Annotated in this window: 15 protein-coding genes; all 15 read right to left on the bottom strand. The window is 40.8% G+C overall.

Annotated elements, in window-relative coordinates; genetic code table 11:
• Positions 1-90: 90 nt before the first annotated feature.
• The gene (locus ACSX1H_RS16765) at positions 91-1,722 is read right to left on the bottom strand and encodes a beta-N-acetylhexosaminidase (RefSeq protein WP_439185389.1); all 1,632 of its coding nucleotides are present in this window, start codon (positions 1,720-1,722) and stop codon (positions 91-93) included.
• Positions 1,723-1,735: 13 nt separating this feature from the next.
• Positions 1,736-1,945 carry a hypothetical protein gene (locus ACSX1H_RS16760; protein WP_439185388.1) on the bottom strand — a complete coding sequence of 70 codons (210 nt, stop codon included), beginning with the start codon at positions 1,943-1,945 and terminating at the stop codon, positions 1,736-1,738.
• A gap of 269 nt (positions 1,946-2,214) precedes the next feature.
• The gene (locus ACSX1H_RS16755; RefSeq protein WP_439185387.1) at positions 2,215-2,544 is read right to left on the bottom strand and encodes a hypothetical protein; all 330 of its coding nucleotides are present in this window, start codon (positions 2,542-2,544) and stop codon (positions 2,215-2,217) included.
• A 93-nt stretch (positions 2,545-2,637) separates the two neighbouring features.
• Positions 2,638-4,119, bottom strand: coding sequence for an alpha-L-fucosidase (locus tag ACSX1H_RS16750; RefSeq protein ID WP_439185386.1), 1,482 nt, complete (start codon positions 4,117-4,119; stop codon positions 2,638-2,640).
• Positions 4,120-4,128: 9 nt separating this feature from the next.
• The gene (locus tag ACSX1H_RS16745; protein ID WP_439185385.1) at positions 4,129-4,485 is read right to left on the bottom strand and encodes a hypothetical protein; all 357 of its coding nucleotides are present in this window, start codon (positions 4,483-4,485) and stop codon (positions 4,129-4,131) included.
• 170 nt (positions 4,486-4,655) lie between these two features.
• Positions 4,656-5,132, bottom strand: coding sequence for a hypothetical protein (locus ACSX1H_RS16740; protein WP_439185384.1), 477 nt, complete (start codon positions 5,130-5,132; stop codon positions 4,656-4,658).
• 15 nt (positions 5,133-5,147) lie between these two features.
• On the bottom strand, positions 5,148-6,389 hold the full coding sequence (locus tag ACSX1H_RS16735) for a hypothetical protein (protein WP_439185383.1): 1,242 nt from the start codon (positions 6,387-6,389) through the stop codon (positions 5,148-5,150).
• A gap of 5 nt (positions 6,390-6,394) precedes the next feature.
• Positions 6,395-8,911, bottom strand: coding sequence for a TonB-dependent receptor domain-containing protein (locus tag ACSX1H_RS16730; protein ID WP_439185382.1), 2,517 nt, complete (start codon positions 8,909-8,911; stop codon positions 6,395-6,397).
• 45 nt (positions 8,912-8,956) lie between these two features.
• Positions 8,957-9,922, bottom strand: a complete 966-nt coding sequence (locus ACSX1H_RS16725) for a FecR family protein (protein WP_439185381.1) — start codon at positions 9,920-9,922, stop codon at positions 8,957-8,959.
• A 178-nt stretch (positions 9,923-10,100) separates the two neighbouring features.
• The gene (locus tag ACSX1H_RS16720; RefSeq protein ID WP_439185380.1) at positions 10,101-11,111 is read right to left on the bottom strand and encodes a hypothetical protein; all 1,011 of its coding nucleotides are present in this window, start codon (positions 11,109-11,111) and stop codon (positions 10,101-10,103) included.
• Between the two features lie 212 nt (positions 11,112-11,323).
• Positions 11,324-11,857, bottom strand: coding sequence for an RNA polymerase sigma-70 factor (locus ACSX1H_RS16715; RefSeq protein ID WP_439185379.1), 534 nt, complete (start codon positions 11,855-11,857; stop codon positions 11,324-11,326).
• A 35-nt stretch (positions 11,858-11,892) separates the two neighbouring features.
• The gene (locus ACSX1H_RS16710; RefSeq protein WP_439185378.1) at positions 11,893-13,089 is read right to left on the bottom strand and encodes a hypothetical protein; all 1,197 of its coding nucleotides are present in this window, start codon (positions 13,087-13,089) and stop codon (positions 11,893-11,895) included.
• Positions 13,090-13,509: 420 nt separating this feature from the next.
• Entirely contained in the window at positions 13,510-15,582 is a 2,073-nt protein-coding gene (locus tag ACSX1H_RS16705) for a glycoside hydrolase family 172 protein (protein ID WP_439185377.1), read from the bottom strand.
• 71 nt (positions 15,583-15,653) lie between these two features.
• Positions 15,654-17,714 carry an alpha-amylase family protein gene (locus ACSX1H_RS16700; protein ID WP_439185376.1) on the bottom strand — a complete coding sequence of 687 codons (2,061 nt, stop codon included), beginning with the start codon at positions 17,712-17,714 and terminating at the stop codon, positions 15,654-15,656.
• A gap of 28 nt (positions 17,715-17,742) precedes the next feature.
• Complete coding sequence (locus tag ACSX1H_RS16695) at positions 17,743-19,806, bottom strand: transketolase family protein (RefSeq protein WP_439185375.1); 2,064 nt, start codon at positions 19,804-19,806, stop codon at positions 17,743-17,745.
• Positions 19,807-19,859: the final 53 nt, after the last annotated feature.

Below are 19,859 nucleotides of genomic sequence, written 5' to 3'. Positions count from 1 at the left end.
TTGAATTCACACTCGTTAGGCTGAATGAATTTAAGAAAGAATGAACCAATGAAATTGAGAGAAGTCCCTTCAAAACCTTTTGATTCATTATTAATCTTCTGCTTCAAATTCTGTGGCAAACTTAATTTCCAGATCTTCCCAATAGTTTAATAACTGATTCAGATTATTTCGAAATACTTTATAATCCTTTCGTTCGCTTCTTGTCCAGCCAACTTCAGCATAAGCAGCTATTCTTGGGAATGTTTGTCTTTCTACATCCACATTAGTTGGAGTCCATTCAGTCCACATTTGACATCCTAGACCATAAATATTAGTATGAAACTCCTCATCTAATCCTTCAGGAATTGGATTAAATGTATATGCCTTTTGCAAGCTGATAGACTTATAGCCATAATCAAGATATGTGTTTGAATGCAGGGAGTTCACAATACCATATCCCTTTTTTGCAGCTTCTGTGGCAAGCTTGACATCTCCTTTCCAAAAATGAACAATAACATTTTGAGCCAAAGATGTTTCGGCATCTTTATCATTCTTTTTCTCTTCAAAACCATGATGTATGTTTTTTCCCATGATTTCGTTCCACCCCATCATGCGTCGACCATTCTTTTCAATAAATTTGGAAATCTTATTGGTAAAGTTAATTTGCAAATCAGCTGGGGTGTTCAGTCCATTATCTTTCATATACTCCTGCACATGTTCTGAATCTTCCCACACCTTGTAACCAACCTCATCACCTCCAATATGAATAACTTCGGAAGGGAAAATTTCAAACATCTCTAATAACACGTCCTTTACAAATTGCACTACTTCAGGTTTAGTTACATCGTAATTGTCATAATGCCTTCCAAATTTTACAGGGACATCAATGTCTTTACCTGCTGTTCCTAACCATGCATATGCAGCAATAGCCGCACTCGAATGTCCAGGCATTTCAAACTCAGGAACTACTGTAATATTTCTTTCGGCTGCATAAGCTACTATATCCTTCATTTGTTCCTGTGTATAAAATCCACCATGAGGTTCTCCAGCAGTCTTGCCACTACCCCAACCTCCAATTTCCGAATCCTGCCTATATGCTCCAATTTCTGTAAGTAAAGGATATTTCTTTATTTCCATGCGCCACCCGGCATCGTCGGTTAAGTGCCAATGAAAAACGTTCATCTTAAGCAAAGCCATTTGGTCCAATACTTTTTTCACAAATTCTTCTCCCATAAAATATCGAGACTCGTCAAGCATATAAGCGCGCCACTTAAATCGTGGTCTATCTTTAATACGCACACCTTCAACATGCCATACGTCACTTTTGCTTTTTCCATCCCTACTTTTAATCATCAGCTGCCTCAAGGTTTGGATTCCATAAAACACCCCTGCCTGTGTTGGTGCCTTAATCACTAAAGCTTTATTTTCAGCTTGAAGCAAATAACCTTCTTCTCCTAATTCTTCCGTTAATTCTTTATCAACCTTTAGAATTATACCCTTGTTTCCCTTTGATTTGATTGCTGGCTCAATTTGACATGTTTTTGCAAGCAATCCCTTTAGGTAAATTGCATTAAAAGCATTTTCATCACCATCAATAATTGTTGTTTTCGAATCTATAACGAACTTACCTTGAACTTGCTCTACAACCTGTGGTTGCGGAACAACCTTCACAGATTGGGCTGCCCCCCCCTTCGCGAATACGAATAATACTAAAAACGTTAATTTGACTAATTTCATATTCATAATTATCTGAACTTTAATTCATTGAAACCATCAGGTAATCTAATCCCATCTTATCTGCATTTACGCTAGATGGATTAGTACCTTTTGCTATAATTTTAAGAATATTCTTTCCCTTATTAATGCTTCCATTCTTAAAAAATCGCTCTTTAAGGGCAAGTTCTTTGTTGTACAAATCCAGGTTTTCGAAGATCATTTCTCCATTGAGCAAGACATCTACAACCACATAGTCGGGAGCTTGGGTAAATACAGCTCAACCGGCCCTTTCGTTCTTTTTCGGAATAAAAGACAGCCACCAGTTCATCTCCCTTTTGAATTTCCCGCCATAACAAATGGTTACGAGCACTCCAATCGTACGACAGGAAGGCCCGGGTAATTACCTCTCCGCCTGTGCTCTTCTCTACATTGAATCCTTCCCCCTCAAATCGTTCTGTGAATTTCACCGGAACCTGGACTCCCTCCGGATGCACCCATGGTAAGCTGGTGGACATGGCACTAACTCCAGAACCGAATGATTGCCCCTGAGCCATCCACATTCATCAACACATATTCGATATGCCCTTCAGTTGTATCTACCCGAACAAGCTGGCTGGCATCTGCATTGTCGAACCAGCCCTCCTGTTCAGGAGATGTGGATTTTCGGGAATAACTACTGGCCTGAAATGTTTTAAATGGTATTGGAGCTAGTTTGGCAAGTCCATCCCGGTCCGTCATCTCTTTTAACAATGACTCCACAGTTACTAATCGTTCTTTATAATGTTTACATCCTATGACAATGAATAATAGGGGTAAAAAGTATGATAATATGATGCTCCTTTTTTTCATTATCAGACTGTTCTATTGGGCATAAACGGTTTAACTGTATTACAAAAAATGACAGATAGAACCGTCTCTACCTGTCATCTTCAATTATAAGTTTTACTGCGAAATCTTAAAGGAATAAGCATACTCACATGGCAGCTCGTCCGGCGTCAGGTAAGGTACTTTCAGAATCAGATCCTTGCCTTTCTGCTCGAAATCGATCTTGATGTCGGTACCCACCAAAGTAATTTGAGTATTTGGCTTCACCTTCATATCACGGATTATCAATTGATCTTTTGGCCACTTTGGTACAATCGCAAACACATCCTTACCTTTTTTAGTGAAGAAAATCTCACGCACAGCGTACCCCGGCTGCTGTTCGACGGTTTGTTTAAGAATGAAATCTGCGGGCAGGTAATGTGTCCCTTCAGGTTTCCAGTCTTTCTTTCCTTTTTTCGACCACTGACAGGCGCGCTCCCACTTTCGGGTTCCATAAATCGCTTCTCCGTTCACCTTTAGCCATTTTCCTAAAGCCAACAAACGATCCTGCATAATAGGTGGAATATTTCCCTTTGCATCAGGGCCAATATCAAGCAATAGATTTCCCCCATTACTCACTACATTCAACAGAAGGTAAACCAAGGTTCGACGGGATGCATAGTCATCCACATCTTCGTTCACATTATATCCAAACGAAAAACCAATTCCACGGCACTCTTCCCATGGATGCGAACCATCCAGTCCTGATTGATACTCTGTAGAGAAATAACCACCATGCTTGAAACGACAATCTTTTCCCCAACGGTCATTGATAACTACAGTCTCTCCCACTGAAGATTCGTTAAATAACCACGTCAATAGTTCCTTTGACTGCCAAGTCTCCGGAGTTTGATCCCAATCACCATCTGACCAAATTAATTCAGGTTTATAATTCTCTACCAGATCCTTAAATTGAGGATGCATGTGCTCTAGCGCGAATTTAGCGGCATCTTTTTTATAAAGCGGGTTAAACCATTCGTAAAGCGAATAGTAGGTTCCAAATTTCACATCGGTGGCTTTCACGGCCACTTCCAATTCTTTCAACAAGTCGCGTTTTGCTCCAACATCTTTGGCATTCCATGGAAATCCCCAGGTTTTATTGGCAGTCTCACTAGGCCACAAACAGAAACCATCGTGGTGCTTGGAGGTAATCATCATGTACTTCGCTCCAGCATCTTCAAAAAGCTTGGCCCACTCTTTGGCATCAAAATCACTGGCTGTGAAATCATCGCCAAAGTTGTAATAGCTGTAATGGGGCCCATAGGTTTCCACATGATGGTCATACACCTCTGTTCCGGTAAAATTACCATTGCCGAAAAGGGATTTGCTTTGCAACCAGTACTGGTACCACTCCGAATAGGTTCCTTTAGGACTCCATGCTGGCACCGAGTATGGCCCCCAGTGGATAAAAATACCCAGTTTTGCATCCTCGAACCAGGATGCCACAGGACGGCTGTCAATGGATTCCCAATTTGGTTCGTACTTTTTTTCCTGAGCCATGGTTGCATTTGAACTTAGCAATGCAACTAACATACAGGTTAAAAACAACGTGCTCTTCATAATTGTAAATTATTGATTTTTAAAATAGTAAAACGCCACACTTTTGTAATCTGCCACTATGGTATTGTTGGTAACATATTCCTCACTTGCATAAATAAACTTCTTAAAGCTATCAGGCCAGCCTGCAAGAATTGATCTATAACTTTCCATGTTTCCATTCTCCACCATTAGTTGAGAGTTAATACCGAGGAATTCATCATCATCTGCTCCTTTGTAATCGTAACTACTGACCATACGGGCTTGCCACCCCAGTTTTTCCAGCGCCACATTACCAATATGCAACAATTTGGAGTATACATTTATGCCTGAACCGCATCCCTGCATGACCAAGCTTACAACCAACAATATTGGGATACTTGTTTTCATTCCTACTGAATTGCTTAATCGTTTTAGCTCGTCAAATATAATATTTCAAATTAACTTATTGGTATTAAATCAGTATTTTTAGCCAACTCATGCATTCTTATCTTGTAAATCACAAAACAGCCCCATCCAGATGGGGCTGTAAAAAGTTAATAATAATTCTTACTTAATTGCTAGAAAAATATCTTTATTCCAGCCATATTCGTACTTGCTACCAATTCCATACGAGGTTGAAAACGATTTTTATATGCACCTATGTTCTTTTCATTATACAAACTGGCCAAATGTGTTATTCGCTTATTGTATTTTGAATAAAGTGGCACAGTAATCGCAGTAAGGCCAAGGCCTACACCCAGCAAGGTCCAATCCATCTTCTCTCCCCCCAAAGCCATTCCAACAGGGATACCAACAGCCGAACCGGCAGCAGTACCAAGAAAAAACAAGCCCACTTTCTGCCTCCTGGTCTTTTTCAATAAACCTAGCGCTTCTTGGTCGAATTTAAAGGCAGGCTCCAGGTCCTTCAACTTGAATTTTTTCCCAGCTTGCTCTAACTTACAAACGCCTAATACATTTTTCACTTCTACAGTTTGTGCTTTTCCATAGGAAAAAACAAGCAAACTGAATACAATTAAAGTAATTAACTTTTTCATATCTCTGATTTTAATTTATAATAATGACCAGACTTTACCATCTGCTGTTGTTAACGAATCGGTACTTCTAATTTCCATAACTGCATATTTACCAGCTCGATGAACTGTGCCGAATCCGGTCTCAATCACCTCAGCATCCTTCATAATCACATCATAGAAATAATAGAGATCAGTTGGCACCTCCTGGTATTTATCCGTAAAATAGACCAGAATCTGTTTGTGATTCAAAATTTCATAAGCTCCATATAGCTTCCCGGAACTACTCACCAGTTCGCAATCGCCTAAAGGTGAAAACTCAATTTTCATCCTTCCATCTCTAGAATACTTATCCTTCTCATATTGAGTCCCAAACGATTTGCTCGAATTAAACAGGCTTAAATCGCGCGCCTGATAGGACTCCGGGTTAGCCTCATACTCCTTACAGCTGACGGCTGAGAAATAACCAGAAATCTCATCACTGTCAAAATTTGAAGGCAGACTAACCGGACGAACGTTATTAAGGCTTTGTAAGCGAGTTTCACTTAAGACCGACCATACGTAGGCTTCATACCCCGAAGTCATCGTGTATCTGCGCAGTATGGTGCCTTCTGAGCTTAGCAGCTCATCCTTGCTATTGTATCCAGCATATTCATCAACCCTGTATCGATTATGAAAGTTCATGCGTCCTTCTAAAACAATTTCTACATCATCGAACGAAGCCCGACCTGTTTCCCAAATGGATGACTTTGATTGTCCAAAAACATCGGTAGTATACCAACCGGTATTTTGCCAAACAGTAAATTCATCCGGAGTCATTGCTCCAGCCACCGGCATGCTTTGCTTTGCTGTATACGTTTTACTATCCATCTCAACTGTTAAAGTGTACTCCCCTTTTTCTTTTCCGGCAAAATAGGTTTCACTTTCGTAAATTCCGTTTGATATCTTCGCACTATACGGCGCATTAAACACCTCATATTTGGGATGCTTTGATGGCAGCTCTTTAAAGTGATATGTATTTTCACCATCTGACAATGTAATTTTGGCGCCGGAGACTCCTTGGAAATCCTGAGGCTGATTGATCCCTGCCGGGCGTGTGATTATCACATGGTGTTTGGATGGAGTAGTGGTTATCTGAGCTTCAATGACGTATCTCACCGATGTAGAATAATCTTTTACAAAATCTGTCAAATCCAGAGAATCTGAACAAGAAGTGAGAAGTAGTGCCAACCAAACAATGCTAAAAAGGATGACCTTAAATTTTCGAAACATCACAATCATAATCGTTAGAATTTAAAATTGTAGGATAACATGGGCAGGTATTTATAGAAAGTTTCAGTGGATGGCTTAAATGCCATAATTTCGTAATTATAGCTGACTGAAACAGGGTTCGTCCGGCCATAGGCATTAATAACCCCCACATTGACGGTACCTTGCCATTTGTCTTTTATCTTTTTATGGCGATAGGTTAACATGGCATCCAATCGATGATAATCTTTAAAGCGGGCATTATGAATATTGCCATACAAAGGCACAATGGTTCTTCCTCCATTTAATAACTGAGTACCTACCGGTAAGGTATAGGGTTTTCCGGTGCTATACTTCCAGTAGGTAGAGATCCCCCATCTTTTGGTGAACTGGTAGGAGGCTATCACATTCACCTGATGTGGAATATCAAATTTTGCATCATAGGCTCGCCCGTTATTAATCTCGGGCACTTTCACCCGTGTTTTGGCATAACAATAGTCAATTTTAAGATTTACTTTATTTGTTTTATACCCCACCCCTGCTTCTAATCCATAAGATGTGGCTTTCCCCCTACGTAAATATTGCTCGTAGGTAATGCTTTGCACATCGGGGTAGGGTGCAAAATCCAACTGGTTTTGAATTCGCTTATAATACCCTTCCAAGCTAAAACTGAAATATTTACTTCCGTATTGATATCCGGCAGAAAAAATATCATTTTTTAAAGGTTTCACATTATTAGATACCGGTATCCACATTTTCAGCATATCAAAATCATTCTGATATGGATAAGGAGACTGAACAAATTGCTGCATACGCGAATAGGCAGCAAACAAACGATGTTGATCATTGAACTTGTATTGCAGATTGACACGAGGCTCTACGCCAAACCAGGTTTTGTACACGCCCCCCTTATTTTTCTCCGTACAAACAATATTGTAATTTTGATCTAGAGTATACAGTTCGGTCTTCCCTAGCGCTCCTGTTACATTTAGATTGAGGCCATAGTTTAAGGTTAGCGGCTCACTAATGTGCCATTGGTGCAAAGCATACAGATCGAACGACTGCAGTTGCTTTTTTCCCAAGTCAATGTCTAAAGCCTTCAACCGTCCTGGCTGGAAAATATGACGCCCCATTTTTATTCCAGCCGTTATCGTATTTCTATCATTGAGATAATAGGATAACTGGTGCTTCAACCTGATTTCGGAAACCTCAGTTTCCCATGAATTCTGAGTTGTCGAAAATGAAACAAAGCTTCTAAAGTGATTATATATTACGGATGTATTGACAAACAACTTTTCATTAAAAATGTGACTCCATCGAACTGTTGCTAACGTATTTCCCCAATCAGAACGATAATCTGTTCCATCTGAGGCAAAGTTATCTTTCCCTTGATACAATGAGAAGTACAGTTTATTATTGGCATTCAGCTTACAATGCAATTTGGCATTCACATCATAATAAGCGGGAGAAGCCATATTCTTCCCCTTCATAATTTTGTCAATCCAACTTCTTCTACCTGAAATCATGTAACTCACCTTATCCTTTACCAAAGGGCCTTCAGCTACGAGTCGGGCTCCAATGGTTGAAACACCTCCGGCAAGTTGAAACGATTGATTATTTCCATCTTTTGTAGCAATATCTAAAACGGATGAAAGACGTCCTGAATATTGAGCTGGGAAATACCCTTTATAAAAATTGGTATTTTTTATGGCATCACCGTTTATCACCGAAACCAGTCCCATGATGTGCGAGGGACTGTAAACCGGCGCTTCATCCATTAACACGAGGTTTTGATCGAAATTTCCGCCTCGCACATAATAAAAGGAAGCACCGTCACTCACCGTTTTAACACCATTTTGCAGCTGTATCGCTTTTAGAATGTCAGGTTCGCCCATAAAAAGTGGCAATTGTTTGACTTCTTTGGGTGTTAAACTAACAACTCCGGCAAACTGTTTCTCTTCACTTGCTCGATCAGACTGCACAACTACTTCATGCAAACTATTCATATCCTGTGAAAGCTTCACATCCAGCCTCTTTTTACCTGTAGTAAGGATCTTCTCTTCCTTATACCCCAGATAATTCACGGCAATTGTTGTTACCTCCTCATCCATAGTCAAACTATAGAAACCATACTGGTTCGTCACCGTTCCCAACCTGCTGTCTGCAGTTGAAATAGTTGCCCCTATAAGTGACTCTCCGGTTGTTTTATCATAAACAAACCCTGATACAGTTTGCCTTCCATTAACGTTTTCCTTTTTCTTATTGATAATGACAATGGTACTTCCTACTTTTTTATAAGTGAGCGGAAGTCCCTTAAATACATCGGTAAGAACACTATCTAATGACATTGAATGGAACGATCGGGTCACTTTTTCCTTTAAGGCTGGCAATTTACTGTTATAAGAGAAATCTGTCTCTGTTAATAGATTATCGAGCTTTTTCAAGGCAGTTTCAATTGAAACATCATCAAAAGAAATCGTTATTTTATCACCTTTTTGGGCATACAGATGGCTGTATACAATGAGTAGCATCGCTACTATTGCTATCTTTCTCATTGATTTAATTATATTAATATATTGATTTAGAAGAGATGTGAACACCTATTGAACAGAGAGCCGATAGGTATTACTTTCTTTTTTGAAATTAACGTCGCAAGTGAGACTCAACACTTCAATAATTTCAGCCAATGGCTTTTGGTTAAAGTTAGCTGTTAATAAACAGGAGTTGCCACCTGAAGGTATTGACTCGATTTTAGTATCGTAATAAGTATTCAAATCCCTTATCACCTGAGGTAATGGTGTATTTTCGAATACAAAAACGCCCGTTTTCCAGGCCAAATAGTTTTTATTCCATGTATCAAAATAATCTAAAGAATTGTGGTTTACTTCCGCCGTTTGCCCCGGGATAAGAACCACAGACTTATCTAGCTGATTGGCCTTTACACTTACTTTTCCGGTTGCTACAGTTACGCTTGTTTTGTTTCCCAACTCCTTAATATTAAAGGAGGTTCCCAACACACGTACATCGGCTGTTTGCATTTTAACAGTAAAAGGTCTCAGGCTATCTTTGGCTACCTCAAAAAAAGCCTCCCCAGACAGGCTAACAACCCTTTCTTTGCTGCCGAAAGTTTTTCGATATGTTAATTTCGCACCCTTATTGAGCCAGATTGTCGTCCCATCAGAGAGAACCACATTGTTTTCCGGGCCACTCATCGTACAATCTACAACTAGTGTTTTTGTCGATGTGAAGTGTGCCACCATCAAATAAGCCGTAACAGATAAAATACAGACAACAATAGCAGCGGCAACCCTTTTGAAGCGAGTCAGGAGCGAAATGAGTTTCGGTTGAGGTTTATTTCTTTGGGTAACGGCCTGCTCTACCCTGGCCAAAGCTTTTTGGGTGTCAAACTGCCTCACATCGATTTGCCCCCCGCCTGTTGACCAAATCTTTTTGAATACCTCATATTCGGCTTTGTGCACTTCTTTGTACTCTTCAATAAGCATCTCTTCCTCTGAAGTTGTTTCTCTTAGAAAATGCTTTAATAATAGTATGTATGATTCATTCATTTCACCTTCTCTTAATGCTTTATATGGAGATGTCGAAAAATGGAAGTGATACCCTTAGTTGAAATAGAAAAAAACTTTGAGCAATTGAACGCGAAAATTTGGATTGAATCCCGATTAGGTAGTATAAATAAGGGCCGTAAATAATTTCAACGACCCAATATTTATTATTGTTTGATGACTACTTTTTAGTTAATGTTACACTAAAATAGTACTGTCCATCACGGGACAATGCTTTTATTACCAATTGCTTTGCATCCACACTTAAAACCTGAAAAATTTCGCGCTCTTGTTTAGACCATGCTTCTGCCAAGTCAATCATTTCTTTATTTAAATTTAACGCCCTATAACGATCGATGGCCCCATTAGACAACATCAACCTACCTGACAGGATATTATTCTTTAATGTAATCGCAAATGAATTCATCCCATCCGGTGCCAACCAACTCCATTGACCTGATACCTTTTTAAAAGCACCGAAATTCAAAACATTATCGATAATTTCAACTTCCGGCAGATGATTTGTATCGGTTGAACTAGTTAGTAACCAGGTACCTTGTAGTTGATCTAGAGTATATTCTGCAACCAGAAGTTTATAAAAAACGATCTCTTCTGTTGTCATCCAATGAATTTTATCAGCCGGTGCAGCGCTAATTGTGAAGTAATAAAAATCCTCTGCCTCTTTATTTGAAAATCCAATAGCTTTATAATAATCAATATAAGACTGATGATAGGCATGCCCTTTCGGAAAATCTTTAGCCGTTTTACCTCCATCGGCCCAGGCATGAACTCCTATTTTAGTATTCTTTCCGGCAGTTCTGGTAAGTCCTGCCAAAAAGAAGTCAACTCCTCCTGAAGCAATCAGACCATTGTCCATTAGATGCGTGCTTAATCCTAATTCATGCACCCGTTTAGATAATTCCAGGTTTACTTCATCATTTATGGAACCATCGCATTGCTGGATGTTTACCTGTTTTACTCCGGGATTTTTCTCATACAACTCATTAAATTCATTAAGTGACTTAGAATTAATAACTCCATTTAAAAGTATCGTTTGATCATCAACAACGGAGAAGATTTTTTTCTTCTCCAACAATGCAAACTCATCTTCTTCTTTACTACAGGCAGTGGTAATTGTTACGATTCCCAGTACAATTACAATCAATTTAGTCAAATCGGTTAACATCTTCATTTTTATCTATTTTAGCAAATTTATATTCAAAATTATCTATCGTTGGCTACTTAGTGGAAATCACTGTATTTTCAGCGAAATCCATATTTTAATAGGCTTACAGAAATATGTCGTAAGAAAAAAGGAACACCCTTAGTCTGAAATCAAAAAAAACTTAAATCACAATAATTATGTGATTTAAGTTTTTTATTCACCGATTAAATGACACTTAATCACCCAAGAAAAAGAAGTAAATTAAAGTAACCTTGCTCTTTCAATAGTTTTCGCATCAATTTCAAAGCTTTACTCATGTGCGCTTCCACCGTTTTCGTCGAAATATTGGCTTCTTCGGCTATCTCACTATATGTAAGCCCTGATTTTCTACTTAATAAAAATACTTCACGTGTTTTTGCCGGAAGTTTAGCAGCAAAATAATTCAACAACGGCTCTACGTCCTCCTCTTCCAATTCAGAATGTTCCTCAAATTCAGAATCAACTTCCCCAAACCATAAAACTTCATTTAAGGTATTTTGCTTTCTTAAATAGTCGATGCACTTAAATTTTGTGCTACGCAACAGAAAACGCTCCGGCTTTGCCACAGCTGACAGTTTATCTTCCTCCCATAATTGAATGAATAAATTCTGAACGATATCTTCTGCAGCCTCTTCACTACCCGTAATCCGAAATGCGTAATTACACAGAGGATTGTAATACTCCTCAAATATCGACTTGAATTCTTCTCCGTTTATATACTTCACAACTTTCATCCTACACTTCCACTATTCAAATAAAAGACTCCTTTTTAAAGAGTTACATCAAAGTCGGCAAACTGCAATTTCTCCACCTTTCGTAAGCTGTTTTTACCATCGCGATTGACTGTGTTATCTTTTACTGTCACTACTTCATCACTAGTAGTAATGGTATATTCGTCCTTGTTGCCCGAGAAAATGATGGTGTTGACACCGGCATTTCCTGTGATGTCGTTGTCCAGTTCGTTCACCCGCACATTAGTATCGTTATTGCCCAGAAGGGTTATATCCTTCAGGTAGCGCGAGTGGTGCGAATAAGGTCGCGAAGCATCAAACTTCAGAGAAAAGGTTCCTGCAAACCCGGCATCAATCCGTGCATTATAGGTCAGGTAGGGGTGAAAGAATTTATTGTTCATTACAGCATGGCCCATTGGATCTTCCTTTGCGATCTCCTCCCTGTTTTTGGCCTTGTAAATCCCCCACATCCCCTTATTATCATTGCCCTTCCAAGCCCCCCAAAGTCCATAATAAGAGTCAACCAACGACGCCAAGTACTCCTGCGACAAGCTGTTCTCCTTGGTCAGTTCTTTAATCCAGTCGGCATTCCCGGCTCCTAATCCCCATATCTTATTGGATAAGGCATTTTTCTGGGCAGCCCTGATCTCAGCTTGTAGCTCCGGAGCAGCCCCAACACTGCCATTGCTTCCATCGATCCCGATTCCATAATCGTGTACCAGGTGCAGGATCTCCTCAAAGGCGGCATCCCGATGATTGTTATAATTCTGATTCACATACCAGGCTTGCCCTTCCACCTGTATCTCGTTTTCGTACAATGGCTGGCCAGCCATTTCAACAGGATTCTTACCATCATCACTCCCATTCAACAGGGTTAATATCGCTTTGTTGGCTGCCATCTTGTTGGCCACTGCACTTTTATCGCTTCCATATTTCGACCCCGGATAATTGCGCAAGTAATGCTCTAGAATGCTTCTGCAACGCACAATCTGTTCGTTGGTTATATTGCTTTGGGCCACAATATGTATGACACCACCATTGGGGGTAGTTACTTTAGTGTAACGGTTAAAGTTTTTTGTATAAGCCCTGCCCATGGATAAAGGTACAGCTTCTATTCCCAATTCAGCATCTAATTTTCCGGTTGGTTGTGGCACTAAGGCTGTCGACTCTTCTTTACTACACGCAAACAGGGCTAATACCATAGCCATTACAATCATGAAACGAACTCTCTTCATTATTAACTGTTTAATAAATTATTACACAAAAGCACATACATCCAGCTTTATCCATCGCCGATGAATAAAAACTGAAGTATGTGCTTCTCCCTTTTGCACAAAACTTTTAACCGACTATTCCCCATCTCTTCTTCAGTGTTGAAATAATCCGCTGCAAACTAAAAGTTCCTATTTTCTTTACAGGGCTTGCTCCTGTCCCTTATTTGATTTCTATCCTGTCAGTTCTAACTTCTTCGCATTGCTTAATCGTTATAGTGATACAGTATTAAAAAAATCAGTTCAACTGATTTTATTTTCTGTCACGGAATTATGCCAATTAAGTTTTTGCCAACTGTTTTTTTGTGTAAAAAATGATATAAGTATCTAATTTTTGCCAGTTCCTTAAAAATAGCGAAACTATCATACTCAACTCAACAACAACTATTCTGCTTTCTCATCAATCAGTAAATAGTCAATAATAAAATCACAGCTTTCATCATCATTCTTCTTCGATAGTAATTTCACTCTCAAAGTATTGGTCCGCTGCAGTTTTACTTTACCCAATTCTACTAATTGAGGCATCTTATTGCAGTCTGTACTGCTCCATTCGAGTATTATTTCCCCATTCAGAGCAATTTCATAAACACCATTAGGAATAGAAGATGCCAAAGCCAACTGACTTAACACACAATAGGTATCCGCATCAAACTCAAAAGTACGGGTTTCCCCAAGCTCTCCGTTTCGCCACATCAAACCAACACCTCCTGATACATTATCGTGATAAAAGCCATAGGTATTTTTATCGACTCCAATAACACGCAAATTTTCGCCTTCCAGCTTACCATCTTCCGCTTCCGCTTTTAGTATGTCAAAACGGTCAAAGGCCAGCTTGGCTTTGGCTCCATCATAATCAGGTTCGATATTGCTGCTACCCCCGGGTAACAGATAATAGAACGTAGTAGGTGCAAAATTGAGTCTGGTCTTGGTCCAATGCCACATCTCCATATCAAATTTAAGTGATTTAGCGAAAGGCATGGCGTCCAGCCCTCTATAGCGCATATTCACTGTCATATCGAACTTAAAGTTGCCGCCTCCAATGGGTTGTGACAAGTAAGGATGGTTAAAGGGTGCATATTCACACCAAGCATATCCGTAGTAATCCTCAGTACCTGTTCCAATAACCGATGGAAATTCTTCCCCATCCAGGTAAACTTTCTCATCGCCTTCGCCCCACCAGCTCTTCCAGTGACCGCCTAAGGAGGTATTGAAAAGTGTGATCACATCACCCACATAAACCCCCTTGCCACTCAGGGTTACAAAGTTCATATCGAAACAACCGCCATACCCAATACGCGCTTTGTTCTCACCTGTAGATAGCGCGGTATACTGCTTCCAGCTGGCATGAAAATACATGGAGTTTTTAGTCCATTCGTATGACTGAGTGGTAACATTCCCTGTTAACCTGTAGGCAACATTTCCAATGTTTTCGAATGCTATGGTACAGTTTTTCAGGTATGGCATCAACCAGTAAACCGTCATATTTCCATCCGCCTCCACTTTTGTATAAAAAGTTTCCGAGGGATGAAGTTCATACCCAGTGCCAAAGAAATCGCCAATAGGACACCAAACGGTTTGCTCACCGTCAAACGTGCATTTCACGATGATATCACGCAATGCCCGTTTGAGGTTATCGCCATGAATTTTCACACTTACACTGTTTATCGCCAAACCTTCCTGAACCAATTTAAGAGAAGCTTCTTTTCCGATAGGCAATTGCAAGTCAAATACCTTTCCATCAGCCACTGCTGTTCCATTTGAACTCAGAACTTCATTCACTTGCCGAATCAGTGCCTTATTTTGCTCCAACTCCTTTGGACTGAAGCTCACAACCTTTGCTCCTTTAGCGTATTCACGAGCATTGATACAGTAGTATAAAGTTTCGTCGCTATTTACTGATCGCATCTCATAAGTCACTTTGCAGCTTTTGGCGTAAGGAATGGGTAGATAAAGATTATGTCCACGCCGCATGTAACTGGTTTTAGGAGACACTGATGAACTTAACGGCATCCCAACCTCATTTTTACTGATAAAATCGATGAGTTTGGTTTCAATTACCGGCTCCGTATTACCATCGAGGTAAATACGTAATGTACCTGCACCATGATTGTTTCCTGTTATCCAAAACCGAACGATAGAGCCGGCACCATTGGTATCCATTAACACACTCTCTTCGCGCCCACAGTTGTTTTCCACTCTGATAAACTGGTCGCAATCGGAATTGGCAAACCAGGTAGAATCATTAATGGCAGTGGAACGGCGATCGTAACTACTAAACTGCTTAAAGGTATAATACGGATCAGGGTAGCGTGTCAGCACATCACGATCGATCATCTCTTCTAATAAAGTTCGAAAGGAGACTTCCCCTTTCTTACCATTTTTCTTTAATTTGGCTTCAACCACAGTAGTGACAACACAAAGAAAAAGGCCAACCATTATAAAATTACGTAGCATCATGTATTTTTATTACTCTCATGAAGAGTATGGATAACCGTAAAAACAATCAGATTATCCATACTCTGACTAATCTAATACTCAAAAACCACCGCAGTATGGCATTTAAATTCAGGCACCACCACCTGTAATTTACCATCTGCTTTATTAATTTTCAACAACTTCTTTTCGGGCATGGTATATGCCTTTTTGATTTTCTCATCAAAATCAACAGTTACTGGCACGTTATGCAATGGCACCAAATCCTCAATGACCTGTGCACGTCCTCGCTGATGAGGCGTACCGTAGGTTAAATGCACTACATATCGGTCCTCCTGTGGCTGGTGCAATAAGTTAACCCGTCCACAACTGGGCATTTCTACTTCCACAAGCGGCTCGGTCAATAGCTGCTTCAGCGCATTGTAGAACAGTTGACGGTGTACCCGAGACCCCTCTTTGGCATAAATGCGTTCCAGGTTGTGTGCACACCATACAATGTTTCCATTTTTAATTATGGCAGGGTGAGCTGCTGGCTTGGTTTGATAAGGTACGTTATCATGGGAAGTCCAGTGCTCTACAGTCCGATTAAAATAAGGCTCATAAATTTGTGCCAGTACTTCAGTTCCCTCCTTTGGGGTTACACGCATGGCCGGTGTGCGGTTTAAAAAGGGAGATTGCACAAGGTCAGTAGTCAGTTTATCGCCCACGTAGGTATAGTCGTTTCTATAGGTGGCTTCGGCTGCTCCTGTGGCACCAATATCAAACTTCCAAGTTCCATTTTCATATGCTCCTTTACCGATGATTAAGAGTTTACCCCCTTTATCCAGGTATGACTTAATGCGGGCTGTTTCTGCATCATCTAGGCGTACATCGCTGTGTAGAATCAATACTTCCAGATCATCCCATTCATTTAGGTTATTGGCCACTACAAAATTGACCTGGTTCTCCAGTAACATCTTGGTCAAGTCGTTATCTCTTCCCGTAAAACTTAACCAAATGGCAGTCCGAGCCTTATGGCAGGCATTCTTGCTGAAATCCTCAATCTTCTCCACGTAGGAGTAGGCATACCCGATGTTATCGTAAGTTGCTTTCTCCAGCTTTCCTGTAGGATGCAGTTGATCGCCAAAATTTGCCATGGCCCCAAAAGACATCATGGCAGCTGCCTCGTACCATATCGCATCTTTGTGCTTGAACCCTCCAAACTCTCCCCAGGCGGAATGAAATTTACCACTCATAGCCACGATCGGCTTGCCGGTATTGGCGTAGTACTTGGCTCTTACGGGAAATACATCGTATCCGTGCCAGGTAGTGGGAAGATCTTCCAAATCTTGCTTGGTATTGTACTGATGGTACTCCTCTTTCATGATACGGGCACCACTGATAGGCGTGGTCCAGTTGTAATAGATTGTCGCATTGGGTCTGTATTTCTTGATGATGGCATTGGTTTTTTGGAAGTAGGTATGCATCTTTTTACAATGATGTTTCCAAGCTTCCTCTTCATTGTTCCAATCCACACCATGGGCTTCCATATCCCTCTTGCTCCACTCATTGTAGTTAATGCTACCAACTGGAACAATATCGAACCAGAATCCATCTACTTCGTAGTTTTTGGCCAGCTCCTCGGTATGCTTCAGGAGATGTTCCATATAAGGGCCTTCGGGCGACATGGTGGGCCAACCCCAGGGGAAATGTTCTCCTGGTTTAGCATTAGATTCCATCTCGGCAAACTTATCGATGCCATCCTTATCAGTGGATACCCAATCAGGATGCTCCCTGGCATCAAGTACATTCCACCCAACAGTAACATAAGCCTGGGCAGTTACTCCTATCTCATGACAGGCCTCCAACTGAGCCCCAAACAAGTCATAATCCAAGTTGGGGTGACGTTTTCCCACTTTGGTATCGTAATAGCACCAGCCATGATGTCCCTTGGCAAAGATGTTGATGGAATTGACATGGCCTTCTTTTAGGGTCTGCTGCCACTCCTCCTTGGTCCAGTTTTTTCCAATATCGTCCAGTTTCTCGGTTGTATGGAAATCTAGGTGAACCTGACGTGATCCTTCAGGAATTATTTTTTCTTCCTGGGCATTGGTTAAAGTACAACCAATGACCAGATTTAACAACAGGGCAAATTGCTTGATTTTTAATTTCTTCATGCTTTTTTATTTTGAATTACTAACTAACTTACGCCTCTTGGGAAATGAATTGCTTATTCAGAGTTGTGACATGAGCAACCACCTTTTCAACAACCAACTGCGGCGTAAAACCAAACTTCTCATCCAGCACCTCAGCCTTTGCGGAATAACCAAAATGCTCGAGGCCCAACACCATTCCATCTTCACCCACCAACGATTCCAATGCTACAGGCAAACCGGCCGTTAATCCAACTCTGACAGCCGTTTTTGGCAACAGGTGTTCCTGATACGCTTTAGGCTGACTTCTGAATAAACCTTCACTCGGGATGGAGATCACTCTAACTTTCATTCCGTGTTCTTTCTCCAGCAAATCTCCCGCCTGAACAAGTGTAGATACTTCAGAGCCACTCGCCAATAATACTAGCTGGGGGGCTTCTGTGCTATCTTTTACGATATATCCACCTTTCTCAGCCTGAACAGCTTCCTCGAAGCGGTTACTCTTTGCCGGTAAATCAATGATATTTTGCCGTGACAACAACAGTGCGGTAGGTGTTTGTGTATTGTACAAAGCCATCTTCCAGGCCACACTGGCCTCTATGGCATCGGCAGGTCTAAGCACCAATACCGAGTTCTGTCCGCTATGATTTTTCAGCTTCTCCATCAACCTTATCTGTGCCTCATGTTCTACCGGCTGGTGCGTAGGACCATCTTCCCCTACACGGAAAGAGTCGTGCGTCCACACATATTTAACAGGTAATTCCATCAATGCAGCCAGGCGCACAGCTGGCTTCATATAATCAGAAAAGACAAAGAATGTGGCACAAACAGGAATAACACCGCCATGCAGCGCCATTCCATTCATGATAACCGCCATGGTCAGCTCACATACGCCGGCCTGCAAAAAGGCACCCGAGAAATCTCCTTTTTGAAAAGCCGTAGTCTTTTTCAGAAATCCATCCGTTTTATCAGAATTTGCCAAATCAGCAGACGCCACAATCATGTTTTCAACCTCATCGGCAAAAACAGATAACACAGCTCCCGATGCACTTCGGGTTGAATCATTTGCTTTTTGCTGAATGGACGAAAAATCGATGGCAGGCAACTCGCCGGTTAAAAACTTCTCCAGTTTAGCAGCCAAATCGGGATGCTTATCCGCCCATGCGTTCTCTTCCTCTCTTTTTGTCTCACTCCACCGTTGCAACACTTTACGACGTGAAGCGTATAGCTCTTCCACTTCAGCGAAAATCTGAAATGGATTTTCGGGATCCCCACCTAAATTTTTAATAGTTTTTACAAAATTAGCTCCTGCAGCTGAGATAGGTTGTCCATGCGTAGAAGTTCTGTTTTCGTAACTATTATCATCAATGTCCACACACCCTTTACCCATGATGGTTGTACCAATAATCAGAACTGGGCGCTCTTTCTCACTGTTGGCCATTTGTAATGCATTTCTTATTTCTGCTGCACTATTTCCATCAATACTAATAACTCTCCATCCCCACGCCTCATATTTTTTAGCCACATCTTCGTTAGAAACTTCTTCTACTTTTGTGGAAAGTTGAATATTATTGGAATCGTAATACATGATCAGGTTACTCAGACCTAAAAAACCTGCAATTCGTCCAGCGCCTTGCGAAATTTCTTCCTGAATCCCCCCATCTGATATGAAGGTATAAGTCTTATGCGACATCCATTCGCCAAAACGCTCAACTAAAAAACGCTCAGCAATAGCTGCACCAACAGCCATGACGTGCCCTTGTCCCAATGGTCCGGACGTATTCTCTACTCCTCTCAACACATCCACTTCCGGGTGACCTGGTGTAACACTGCCCCACTGTCGGAAATTTCGAAGCTCCTCCATCGAAAAATTACCTGCCAAGGCTAACACGCTATATAACATTGGTGACATGTGCCCCGGGTCAAGGAAAAAACGATCCCTATGAGGATAGGTCATGTCATTGGGATCATAATTCAAAAACTCGGAATAGAGAATATTAATATAGTCGGCACCTCCCATGGCGCCTCCCGGATGACCTGACTTTGCTTGCTCAACCATAGCAGCCGATAAGATTCGTATATTGTTAGCTGCCAAATCTACTATCTGATTATTCATTTTTTTAAATCCTGATTATTAATACATTAGCTTTCGCCTGGAAACAAAAAAAA

This window comes from Carboxylicivirga taeanensis (assembly GCF_051851475.1).
Classification (GTDB): Bacteria; Bacteroidota; Bacteroidia; order Bacteroidales; family Marinilabiliaceae; genus Carboxylicivirga; species Carboxylicivirga taeanensis.
The sequence above is the reverse complement of the archived record's forward strand: the minus strand, read 5'-3'. Positions and strand labels throughout refer to the sequence as shown.